Origin of the sequence: Bordetella genomosp. 11 (assembly GCF_002261215.1) — a bacterium.
Lineage (GTDB): Bacteria > Pseudomonadota > Gammaproteobacteria > Burkholderiales > Burkholderiaceae_B > Bordetella_C.
This window is the reverse complement of sequence record NZ_NEVS01000004.1, coordinates 1,618,036-1,628,725: the sequence shown is the minus strand read 5'-3', so window position 1 is coordinate 1,628,725 and position 10,690 is coordinate 1,618,036. Positions and strand designations below refer to the sequence as shown.

10 protein-coding genes are annotated in these 10,690 nt (G+C 67.0%); 8 read left to right on the top strand and 2 right to left on the bottom strand.

Features of this window, described 5'->3' with window-relative positions:
• Entirely contained in the window at nt 1-1,092 is a 1,092-nt protein-coding gene (locus CAL28_RS14975; RefSeq protein ID WP_094842112.1) for an ABC transporter substrate-binding protein, read from the bottom strand.
• Between the two features lie 73 nt (nt 1,093-1,165).
• Complete coding sequence (locus tag CAL28_RS14970; protein ID WP_094842111.1) at nt 1,166-2,197, bottom strand: D-cysteine desulfhydrase; 1,032 nt, start codon at nt 2,195-2,197, stop codon at nt 1,166-1,168.
• A 224-nt stretch (nt 2,198-2,421) separates the two neighbouring features.
• On the opposite strand from CAL28_RS14970, the gene CAL28_RS14965 reads away from it, so the two are divergent.
• The 8 genes from CAL28_RS14965 to CAL28_RS14930 all read left to right on the top strand — a co-directional run bounded on the left by CAL28_RS14965 (nt 2,422) and on the right by CAL28_RS14930 (nt 10,687).
• Nucleotides 2,422-3,345, top strand: a complete 924-nt coding sequence (locus tag CAL28_RS14965) for a LysR family transcriptional regulator (RefSeq protein ID WP_176464006.1) — start codon at nt 2,422-2,424, stop codon at nt 3,343-3,345.
• Nucleotides 3,346-3,609: 264 nt separating this feature from the next.
• Nucleotides 3,610-4,251: a TetR family transcriptional regulator C-terminal domain-containing protein gene (locus CAL28_RS14960; protein ID WP_094844638.1), complete on the top strand. Its 642-nt coding sequence runs from the start codon at nt 3,610-3,612 to the stop codon at nt 4,249-4,251.
• A 92-nt stretch (nt 4,252-4,343) separates the two neighbouring features.
• Nucleotides 4,344-5,327, top strand: a complete 984-nt coding sequence (locus CAL28_RS14955; protein WP_094842109.1) for a PDR/VanB family oxidoreductase — start codon at nt 4,344-4,346, stop codon at nt 5,325-5,327.
• A complete protein-coding gene (locus tag CAL28_RS14950; RefSeq protein WP_094842108.1) occupies nt 5,324-6,610 on the top strand; it encodes an amidohydrolase family protein in 1,287 nt (428 codons plus the stop codon). Before CAL28_RS14955 ends, CAL28_RS14950 begins: the two co-directional genes overlap by 4 nt.
• A 21-nt stretch (nt 6,611-6,631) precedes the next feature.
• Nucleotides 6,632-7,618 carry an ABC transporter substrate-binding protein gene (locus tag CAL28_RS14945; RefSeq protein ID WP_094842107.1) on the top strand — a complete coding sequence of 329 codons (987 nt, stop codon included), beginning with the start codon at nt 6,632-6,634 and terminating at the stop codon, nt 7,616-7,618.
• 25 nt (nt 7,619-7,643) lie between these two features.
• Nucleotides 7,644-8,468, top strand: a complete 825-nt coding sequence (locus CAL28_RS14940) for an ABC transporter ATP-binding protein (RefSeq protein ID WP_094842106.1) — start codon at nt 7,644-7,646, stop codon at nt 8,466-8,468.
• On the top strand, nt 8,465-9,268 hold the full coding sequence (locus CAL28_RS14935; RefSeq protein WP_094842105.1) for an ABC transporter permease: 804 nt from the start codon (nt 8,465-8,467) through the stop codon (nt 9,266-9,268). Before CAL28_RS14940 ends, CAL28_RS14935 begins: the two co-directional genes overlap by 4 nt.
• 30 nt (nt 9,269-9,298) lie before the next feature.
• Nucleotides 9,299-10,687 carry an FAD-binding oxidoreductase gene (locus CAL28_RS14930; protein WP_094842104.1) on the top strand — a complete coding sequence of 463 codons (1,389 nt, stop codon included), beginning with the start codon at nt 9,299-9,301 and terminating at the stop codon, nt 10,685-10,687.
• The last annotated feature ends 3 nt before the right edge of the window (nt 10,688-10,690 follow it).

Genomic DNA, 10,690 nt, shown 5'->3' with positions numbered 1-10,690 from the left:
TCAGGCTTGCAGCACCCAGGCCTGCCAGCGCTTGCCAACCTCGGCAAGATTGGCCTGCCACCAGGCGTAATCCATGTCGAAGGAATGGTCGTAGTGTTCCGGCACGCTGGGCAGCTTCTGCGCATCCTCGGGCTTGATCAGCGGCAGGGCGGCGCGATTGGTCGGACCGTAGGCGATGTAGCGGGTCAGCTCAGCCTGCACCTTGGGCTGCAGCGCGAAGTCGATGTACTTCTGGGCGTTCGCCGCGTTGGGGGCGCCCTTGACGATGCCCAGTCCCTGGACCTCCCGCCGCGCCTGGTTCCATTCGATGGCCAGCGGCGCGCCCTTGTCGATCAGGTCCTGCGCGCGTCCATTCCACACCGCGCCCAGCACCGCTTCCTTGCGTTCCAGCAGTTGCGCGGAAATCGCGCCGGTTTCCCACCACTTGACCACGCCCGGCTTGACCTTGGATAGCGAGGCATACGCCTCGTTCAGATCGATCGGGTAGATCTTGTCCATGGGCTTGCCGGCGGCCAGCATCGCGAACTCCAGCGGCACCGAACCGGCCGACTGGCTGGCGATGGTGCGCGGGCCGGGCCAGGCTTTCAAGTCCCAGAATTGCGCCCAGGTGGTCGGGTGATGGTCCTTCGAGTAGGCCTGGGTGTTGTAGACCAGCACCGTGGCGAAATACAGGCTGCCCACGTAATTGGGCTTGCGTACCGCGTCGTAGATGTCCTGCGGCCGGGTGTAGGTCATCTTGTCGTAGGCCAGCGGCTGCAGGATGCCGTCGGCGTCGAAGGCCACCATGCTGGGCAGGCCGATGTCCACCACGTCCAGGCCGCCGCGGCCGGATTGCACCATCGCCCGTACCTGTCCCGCGCTCGCCGTCTGCAGGACGACGTCGATGCCGGTCGCCTCCGTGAAGGGCGCATGCAGGGCTTTCTTCATCGCGGCATCGTAGGCGCCGCCCAGGCTGCGCACGATGACTTTGCCGCGATCGGCCGCCCGCGCCAGGGGGGCGCCGAGGATCACGCCCGCCGCGGCGGCGCCGGTTTTCAGCAATGTCCGGCGCGTGCGCGAAAGCGACGGCGGGATCGTGGGTTTTTCGGTCATGGTACTTCCCCTTGTCGGTTTATGGACCCGCTCGAAACAACCGTCCGCCCGCCAGCGGGAGGACGGTGTCCGATCAGGCGTTCGCGCGCGCGCTGCCGGCCGCGTCGAACGTGGAGCGGTACGCGAACAGCGCGGCCGATCCACCCGTGTGCACGAAGACGACGTTCTGGTCGTCGCTGAACTTGCCGGCGCGGATCTGCGCGATCAGGCCGGCCATACCCTTGCCGGAATATACCGGGTCCAGCAGGATGCCTTCCAGTTCGGCGGCCAGGCGCACCGCTTCGATCATGCCCTCGGTGGGCACGCCGTAGCCCCCGCCCACGTGGCCGGCATCCACCATGACGGCCTCGCGGCGGATCGAATCCGCGGGCAGTCCCATGTAGTCGCGCGTCGCCTGTACCAGCTTCCAGACGTTGTCTTCCTGTTGCTGCTGCGCCGCGCGCACGCTGATGCCCATCACGGGAATACCGCTGTTGCTGGCCGCCAGGCCCGTCACCAGGCCCGCCTGGGTACCGGCGCTGCCCGTGGCGTGCACGACGCAATCCAGCCGCAGGCCCATTTCGAAGGACTGCGTCAGGAGTTCCTGGGCGCAGGCGACATAGCCCAGGGCGCCGACGGGGTTCGACCCCCCGCCGGGAATGACATAGGGCTTGTTGCCGCGCTCGCGCAGTTCGGCGGCCAGGTCTTCCATTGCCTTCTGCATGTTGGTGCCCGCCGGCAGGCGCGCGACGATCTCGCCGCCGAGCAGGCGGTCCAGCATTACATTGCCGGATTCTTCGTAATCCTCGCCGCCGTCGGCCACCCGGGATTCCAGCAGGATCTTGCATTGCAGGCCGAAGCGCGCCGCCGCGGCGACGGTCTGGCGGGCATGGTTCGATTGCACGGCACCCTGGGTAATCAGCGTGTCCGCGCCTTGCGCGAGGGCCTCGGCGACCAGGAATTCGAGTTTGCGCGTCTTGTTGCCGCCCGTGGCCAGGCCGGTGCAGTCATCGCGCTTGATGAAGATGTTCGGGCCGCCCAGATGGCGGGACAGATTGGGCAGGGGTTCCAGGGGCGTCGGGAAATGTCCCAGGCGTACACGCGGATAGGCGGCAAGATGCAGCATGGATGGCGATCGCAGCGAAAAGGAAAAGGGTGCCGTTGGACGGCGGTCTCGCGATGCTTGCCCGACAGCCCGGGCCCATGCACCGTATGCCTGGAAACCGCGTGGGCGGTGGGAAATGTCGCGCGTCGTCGAGGTTACCGGAGCGCCGGGCCGGGCGCCCAATGCTATATTTTCTGGCCCTTATGCTTTTTTTGCATGAGGCCCCGGTTGCATGCGGTCTACCTATGAAGCTGATCTGGCTGGAAGATTTTCTTGCGCTGCTGCAGGCGGGCACGTTCTCGCGGGCGGCGGCGATGCGCAACATCACCCAGCCGGCTTTCTCGCGCCGCATCCAGATGCTGGAGGACTGGCTGGGTGTCAGGCTGATCGACCGCGGCAGCGCGGGGCTGCGGCTGACGCCGCTGGGCGAACGCTACACGCACGAGTTCCGCGCGCTGTTGATGCAGGCCACCGAGCTGCGCAACCGGATCCAGTCGGAGCATCATGGCGTCCGGCGCGCCCTGGTCGCGGCCCAGCATACGCTGACGATCACCTGGCTGCCCGGTCTATTGCGCCTGGTGCAGCGCGAGGCTCCCGGCGTGGAGCTGGGCGTGGACTCGCAGGACCGGGGCGAGAGCATCGCCCGCTTCGCGTCCGGCGAGGCCCAGCTGCTGCTATGCCTGGAGGCCGATACCCCGCTGCAGGCATCCATGCCGCATACCGCGCGCCTGGATCTGGGCCATGAACGCCTCATCGCCGTCAGCGCGGCCACCGCGGCCGGCGCGCCCGTGCACCGTCCGCACGCGCGGCGTTCCGTCCGGCTGCTGGGCTATCCGGCCCATAGCTTCATGGGTACGATCCTCTACAAGCACTGCCTGCCGCCCCTGATGGACCGCTACGAAGTCCGCATCGTGCAGGAATCCGGCTTCGTTGCGGGCATCAAGGAAATGGCGCTGGCCGGCATGGGCATGGCCTGGCTGCCGGAACGCCTGATCGCGCGCGAGCTGGCGATCAAGGCCCTGGTGATGGTAGGGCCGGAGCTGCCCAGGGTAGAGGTCCCGGTCTCCCTGTATCGGGCGGGCCGCGTGCCGGAACACGGCGTCGTGGATGAAATCTGGGCGCTACTGCAAGCGCACTATCCGCCGGCGGAGCCGCGCGAAGACGGATAGGAATACCGTCAGGCCGACAGCCTGCCCTGGATTTCCGCCATGGTATTCGGGTGAGATCCTTCGCCGGATTCAGGATCTTTCGCGCCGGCGGGGCGTCGCGGGGAGCGCGGGTTCGGGGATCCATGCGCGGTGGATGGGCTGGTCGAGTTTCAAGGATCGCGCCTGGCCATGGCGGCCGGCGGCCACGCCGGGGTAAATGCGCTTGCGCCAAGCAAGGGGAGCTGCCTACCATGGCGTCCTTCGCACCTGTCCATCGTCCGTTTTATGTCCACGCCCTTGCCCCGTCTCCAACGCCAGAATGCCAATCGGGAGCGCATTCTGGGCGCCATACGCGAGGCCGCGATCTCCGCGTTCGACCAGCATGGCTTTCGCGGCACGTCCACCCAGGACATCGCGACGCGGGCAGGGCTGTCCAAGCCGCAGCTGCACTACTACATCGTGAGCAAGGAAGCGCTGTACCAGGAGCTGCTGCAGGACGTGCTGCACGGATGGTCGGCGGGCTTCGTTTTCGAGGACCCGAATTCCGACCAGCCCGCCGACGTGCTGCGCGAGTACATCCGCAAGAAGGTGGATTACTCCCTGGACTTCCCCGCGCTGTCGCGCATTTTCACGCGCGAACTGCTGGACGGCGGCCCGAACCTGGGCCGGTATTGGCCCATCGCCCTGGCGTCGATCAACCAAAAGGTCGCCGTGATCGAGAACTGGATGCGTACCGGCCAGATACGCCGCACCGACCCGCGCCTGCTGCTGATCAATATCTGGAGCATGACCCAGCACTACGCGGACTATGACATCCAGGTCCGCATCATGCTTGGCGTCGCGCCGGGCGCGCCGATGGACCGCGAGCCGATAGTGCGGTCTATCACCGATATGGTGCTTCGCTGCTGCGGTTTGGTGCGTGACTGAAACGGGCGTGGCTCCTCTCCCTGGGTAGAAATCTGGCATAGGGTTTGCTTATTCTGACCAAGTGGTCAAACCATTTAGTCAAAAACTGAGCAATGCCTGTTTCCGCCGATGCCTACCCGTTGAATCTGGTCGTGCGCGAGGTCACCGACCTGACGCCCGAGATACGCGCCTATCGCCTGGCAGCGGAGGACGGTGGCCCCTTGCCGTCATGGGAAGCGGGCGCCCACCTGGCGTTCAAGCTCGATGACGGACTGGCGCGGGCGTATTCGCTGTGCGGCGATCCGGACCACGGCGGCTGCTACGACATCGCCGTCAAACGGGAAGACCTGGGGCGCGGCGGCTCCCTGGCGATGCATCGCCGGGCGGGTCCGGGCGCGCGGCTGCGCGCCAGCCTGCCCCGCAACCATTTCGCCCTGGCGAGCGATGCGGGCTGCCATCTGTTGCTGGGAGGCGGCATAGGCGTGACGCCGCTGCTCGCCATGGCGCGCGTCCTGCATCGCGCCGGCCAGCGTTTCCAGCTCGCGGTGTTCTGCCGGTCCGAGCAGCACCTGCCGCTGCCGGCGGATTGGCGCGAGCAACCCTGGGCCGGTGCCGTGCGCCTGCATTTCGACGCGCCGGAGGCGCCCCAGAAACTGGACTTGTCGGCCCTGCTCGATGAGCTGCCGCCCGATGGGCACGTCTATTACTGCGGTCCGGAAGGGTTCATGCAGGCCGTGCGCGCGCGCAGCGGCCATCTTTCCGACGCGCAAAGGCATAGCGAATCCTTCGGCGGGGCCTTGCCTGCCGAGGCGGGCAGGGCCCCGCCGGCGTCCCCGTCCCCGGTGGAGCTGGTGCTGGCACGCCAGCAACGCAGCATTTCCGTGGCCCCCGGCGAGACGCTGGCGCATGCGCTGCTTGTCGCGGGCGTGGCGCTGGACACGGTATGCGAACAGGGCGTCTGCGGTTCATGCGTCACACGCTATCTGGATGGCCTGCCCGAGCATCACGACAGCTGCCTCGATACCGATGAACGCCGCGAATACGTGGCCCTGTGCTGCGCGACGTGCGCGTCGCCCACCTTGGTGCTGGACCTATGAACACGCCCGTGTACCTGCATGGCCTGCGCTTGCCCGCTTGGCTGGAGGCGCCCCGCGACGCCGCCGGGCTGACCGACATCTCCATCGCCGGCGGGCGTATCGCTGGCTTGTTGCCGAGCGCGCTCCACGCGCCGCAAGAGGCCTGGCAAGCGGCAGGTGCATTGGCCTTGCCCGCGCTGGTCGACGCCCATACCCACCTGGACAAGACTTTCACCCGCGCCCGCCTGGGCGATGTGCCGCCCGGCCTGTTGAATGCGATCCAGGCGATGATGCGTGACCAGTCCGTGTGGACCGAAACAGACGTGCGCGAGCGGGCCGGGCAGGGCCTGCAATGGGCCTGGGAGGCAGGCGTCGGCCGGCTGCGCACGCATTGCGACTGGCGCGAACCCACCGGCCGCGTGCCCATGGCCTGGCCGGTCCTGCTGGAGCTGGCGGAGCAATGGCGCGGCCGGATCGACATCGATTGCGTGAACCTCGCGCCCCTGCCTTACTACGCAAGCCGCGACGAGGCCTGGCGCCTGGCCCGGCGTATCGCGCGGGATGCGGATTATGCGTGCCTGGGCGCGTTCGTGCACACCAGCAACTGGCAGGCGGATGCGTTGGGGCATCTGGTGCGGGCCGCGGCCGATACCGGGCTGCGCCTGGACCTGCACGTGGACGAAGAGCTGGCGCCGGAGGCCGTGGGCCTGACCACCGTGGCCCGGCTGGCGCGCGAAACCGGCATGCAGGGGCGCATCGTATGCGGACATGCCTGTGCCCTGGCGGCCATGCCACGCGACCGGGCCCTGCGCATCCTGGATGACGTCGCCGACGCCGGCATCCGGCTGGTCTGCCTGCCGGCCACCAATCTCCTGTTGCAGGACGCGAGGACCGGCCATACGCCGCGCATGCGCGGGCTGACGCTGGTGCAGGAGGCGCGCGAACGAGGCATACCCGTGCTGCTGGCCAGCGACAACGTGCAGGATCCGTTCTGCGCCAGCGGCAGCTATGACCCGCTCGACGCGTTGGGCCTGGGCGCGCTGGCGGCGCAACTGGGCGACGTTTTCGACGATTGGTCGCAAGCCGTCTGCCGCCGCGACTGGCTCGACGCCGGCGCGGGCGCCCCGCTGCGCGCGGGTGACGCGGCGGACCTCATCGTTCTTCCTTCCTCCAGCCGGGCCGGTTTCCCGTCCCGCGCCTGGCCACGCCTGGTGCTGCGCCGCGGCGTGTTCGTTTCTTCCGTTTCCGCGGATATGCCGCGCGAAGCGCCGTATCCGCGAACGCCAGCGGACCACATCCATTGAATCCATAAGGGGAACTCCGTCATGTCCAAGTTTCGTCCCGTTCTTTCCGGCATCCGCATAGGCATGGCGGCGTGCGCGCTGTCGAGCGCGGCGCAGGCCGCGGACTTCACGTACATGACGAACTGGTACGCGCAGGCGGAACACGGCGGCATGTACCAGGCCCTGGCGCAGGGCCTCTACGAGAAGGCCGGCTTGAACGTCACCATCAAGATGGGCGGGCCGCAGGTCAATACCGTGCAGATGATGGCCGGCGGCCAGGCGGACTGCGTGATGGGTTCCAGCGACCTGCAGATGCTGCAGACGCGCGCCAGCGGCGTGCCCGTGGTGACTGTCGCCGCGTGGCTGCAGAAAGACCCGCAGGCATTGATCACACACGAGGACGTGACCCGCTTCGAGGACCTGAAGGGCAAGACCATCCTGATCGGCGGCGGCGCCTACCGCAATTACTGGCCCTGGCTCAAGGCCAAGTACGGGCTGACCGATGCGCAGGCGCGGCCGTATACCTTCAATATCCAGCCCTTCATCGCCGACAGTAACGCGGCGCAGCAGGCGTATATCACTTCGGAACCGTTCGCGGTGCAGAAGGCCGGCGTCAAGGCCAACGTGTTGATGTTCGCCGACCATGGCTATCCGGCGTATGCCTCCACGGTTACCTGCATGCAGGACACGGTGGCCAAGCGTGCGAAGGACATCTCGGCTTTCCTGCGCGCGACCGCCGAAGGCTGGAAGAGCTATCTCGCCGATCCGGCGCCGGGCAACGCGCTGATCAAGAAGGCCAATCCCAACATCACCGACGAGCAGCTCGCCTTCAGCCTGGCACGCATGCGCGAGACCCAGCTGGTGACGAGCGGGGACGCCGCCACCCAGGGAATCGGCACCATCACGCAGGCGCGTGCGCAGGCCAGTTATGACTTCCTGGTGCGTTACGGCTTGCTGGATACCTCCAAGGTCAAGGTGAATGACGCCTATGACCTGCGGCTGGTGCAGGCCATCCATGTCCTGCCCTGAGCCGAGCGCCCGGAGAAACGCCGACATGTCAGCCCTGCCCGCAACGCCACGCGCCGGCGCGGCGCCCGCCGCGCCCGCCATCGAAGTCCTGTCGGCGGAGATGACCTATCCCAACGGCACGCGCTCGCTGGAGCCGGTCGACCTGAAAGTCGCCGAAGGCGAGTTCGTGACGCTGCTGGGGCCGTCGGGCTGCGGCAAGAGCACGTTGCTGAAGATGGTCGCGGGCCTGCTCGAGCCTACCGATGGCCGTTTGCTGCTCTGGCGCCAGCCGGTTTCAAAACTGGCGTCGACCGGCCGGCGGCTGGCCTTCGTTTTCCAGTCTCCCACCCTGATGCCCTGGGCGTCGGTGGAGGCCAATGTCCGCCTGCCCCTGGACCTGGCGCGCATGCCGCGCAAACAGGCCGACGGGCGGGTGGCGGAGGCCCTGGAGCTGGTCGGCCTGTCCGGCTTCGCCCAGGCCTTGCCGCGCGCATTGTCCGGCGGCATGCAGATGCGGGTGTCGATCGCGCGCGCCCTGGCGACCGATCCCGACCTGCTCCTGATGGACGAGCCGTTCGGTGCGCTGGACGAGATCACGCGCATGAAGCTCGATTCCGATCTGCTGGCGCTCTGGCAGCGCAAGAAACTGACGGTGTTGTTCGTCACGCATTCGATCCATGAGGCGGTGTTCCTTTCCAGCCGCGTCGTGGTAATGGCGGCGCGGCCGGGCCGCGTCGTGGAGACGCACGCCATCGATGAGCCTTTCCCCCGCAAACCCGAGTTCATGGTCACCACCACGTTCAGCCGCTACGCGAAGACGCTGCAGGAAAGCCTGCTGCGCGCAAGCGGCGCCCATGAGGAGCGGATATGAGTACTGCCGCCGGCGCGTTCCGGTCTTCACGCAAACATATCGCTTACCCCCTCATGGTGGGCATCGTCCTGGTCGGCCTATGGCAAGCCTTGGTGTCGGCCCTGAAGCTGCCCGCCTACCTGGTACCGTCGCCGGCGCTGATGGTGCAGACGCTGTACGTCAACTGGCAGCCGCTGGGCCTGGCCCTGCTGTCCACCTTGAAGGTCACGGTGCTGGCTTTCCTGCTCGCCACGGTCGCGGGCGTGCTGATCTCGTTCGTATTCGTGCAGAGCAGGGCGATCGAGACGGCCTTGTTCCCTTATGTCGTGCTGTTGCAGGTAACGCCCATCGTGGCGGTGGCGCCGCTGATCATCATATGGGTCAAGGATCCGGTGCTGTCGATGGTGCTCTGCGCTTCGCTGGTGGCGCTGTTCCCCATTATTTCCAACACCACGCTGGGACTGCGTAGCGTCGATCCGGACTTGGCCAGCTACTTCAAGCTGAACCAGGCCACGCGCCGGCAAACCCTGCTGCGCCTGCGGATCCCGAGCGCATTGCCCTATTTTTTCGGTGGCTTGCGCATATCGAGCGGGCTGGCGCTCATTGGCGCCGTAGTGGCGGAGTTCGTGGCCGGTACGGGCGGGATGGGGGCGGGCCTGGCCTACCAGATTCTGCAAGCCGGCTATCAACTCGACATTCCGCGCATGTTCGCCGCGCTGTTCCTGATTTCCCTTGCCGGCATCGCGCTGTTCGCCTTGATGTCCTGGCTGTCGCGGCGCGCGTTGCGTAGCTGGCATGCGAGCGAACACGAGCAGGAATAGCCGGCCCCCTCTTAATTTGGAGTCATTCTCATGCTAGATGCGAACTCGGTCGCGCAGGCCTGCGCGGCGCTGCCCGGGCAGTTGCCGGACCTGGATTGGATCACCGAGCCGATCAAGGTGAACCGCTTGTCCAGCGATTTCGCGTGGTTCAGCCCCGTGCTCAAACGCACGCTGGCCGGCAAGCGCGCGGACCTGGTCGTGCGTCCCCGCACCGAAGCGGAAATCCGTCTGGTCGTGGCGGCCTGCGCTCGCGCCGGCGTGCCCATCACCCCGCGTGGCAGCGGTACGGGCAACTACGGCCAGTCGACGCCCCTGCAGGGGGGCGTGGTGCTGGATCTGAGCGCCTATGGCCAGCCGCTGTGGGTGCGCGGCGGCGTCGGCCGCGCCCAGGCAGGCGTGAAGTTGGGCGACTTCGACCGCTATGCGCGCGAACACGGCCAGGAACTGCGCTGGCTGCCCTCCACCTACCGCACGGCGACGCTGGGCGGCCTTTACGGCGGTGGGTTCGGCGGCGCGGGCTCGATCACCTATGGGCCGGTGGCGGCGATCGGCAATGTGCTGGGCGTGCGGGTGATGACCATCGAGCCGGAGCCCCGCGTGCTGGAGCTGCGCGCCCCCGATGCGCTGCTGCTGCATCACACCTACGGCACCACGGGGATCGTCCTGGAGCTGGAAGTGGCGCTGGCGCCGGCGCAGGATTGGCTGGAATGCATCGCGATATTCGATGATTTCGAAAACGGCCTGCGCTTCGCCGATGACGTGGCGCGTTCGCCTGGCCTGATCAAGAAGGAAATCAGCTTCCTGGGCGCGCCCATCCCGGCGTATTTCAACGCCTTGTCGGACAGCCTGCCCGAAGGCTGCCACGCCGTCATCCTGCTGGTGCACCCGGCGTCCGAACAGGGCATGCTCGAATGCCTGGCGCGGCGCGGCGGGCAGTTGTCCTATCGAAAGACGGCCCAGGAAGCGCAAGCCAGCGCGCGCCACCTGATCGAATTCACCTGGAACCACACCACGCTGAATGCCCTCAAGCACGACAAGAGCCTGACCTATATCCAGAGCGCCTTCGATCCGAACCGCTATGTGGAACAGGCACTGGAGATGGAGTCGAAGCTGGCGGGCGAGGTTCTCATGCACCTGGAGTTCCTGCGCAACCGCGAGGGGCAGCTGACTTGCAGCGGCCTGCAGATCATCCGTTATCGCTCCGACGAGCGCTTGCAGGAGATCATGCAGATACACCGGGACCATGGCGTCGGCATCAACAACCCGCACGTCTACATCGTCGAGGACGGCAAGCAGGGGCGCGTGAATCCCGACATCGTGGCCATGAAGGCGCGCATCGATCCCGATGGCCTGCTCAACCCCGGCAAGTTGCGCGGTTGGGAAGAGCATACCGCCCGGGCGGCGGCGCCTTCGGCTTGAGGG

Excerpts from the sequence above, each read along its gene's own strand:
- CAL28_RS14945 (WP_094842107.1), top strand. The coding sequence starts at position 6,632 with ATGTCCAAGTTTCGTCCCGTTCTTTCCGGCATCCGCATAGGCATGGCG.
- CAL28_RS14940 (WP_094842106.1), top strand. The coding sequence starts at position 7,644 with ATGTCAGCCCTGCCCGCAACGCCACGCGCCGGCGCGGCGCCCGCCGCG.
- CAL28_RS14950 (WP_094842108.1), top strand. The coding sequence starts at position 5,324 with ATGAACACGCCCGTGTACCTGCATGGCCTGCGCTTGCCCGCTTGGCTG.
- CAL28_RS14935 (WP_094842105.1), top strand. The coding sequence starts at position 8,465 with ATGAGTACTGCCGCCGGCGCGTTCCGGTCTTCACGCAAACATATCGCT.
- CAL28_RS14960 (WP_094844638.1), top strand. The coding sequence starts at position 3,610 with ATGTCCACGCCCTTGCCCCGTCTCCAACGCCAGAATGCCAATCGGGAG.
- CAL28_RS14955 (WP_094842109.1), top strand. The coding sequence starts at position 4,344 with ATGCCTGTTTCCGCCGATGCCTACCCGTTGAATCTGGTCGTGCGCGAG.
- CAL28_RS14965 (WP_176464006.1), top strand. The coding sequence starts at position 2,422 with ATGAAGCTGATCTGGCTGGAAGATTTTCTTGCGCTGCTGCAGGCGGGC.
- CAL28_RS14975 (WP_094842112.1), bottom strand. The coding sequence starts at position 1,092 with ATGACCGAAAAACCCACGATCCCGCCGTCGCTTTCGCGCACGCGCCGG.
- CAL28_RS14970 (WP_094842111.1), bottom strand. The coding sequence starts at position 2,197 with ATGCTGCATCTTGCCGCCTATCCGCGTGTACGCCTGGGACATTTCCCG.
- CAL28_RS14930 (WP_094842104.1), top strand. The coding sequence starts at position 9,299 with ATGCTAGATGCGAACTCGGTCGCGCAGGCCTGCGCGGCGCTGCCCGGG.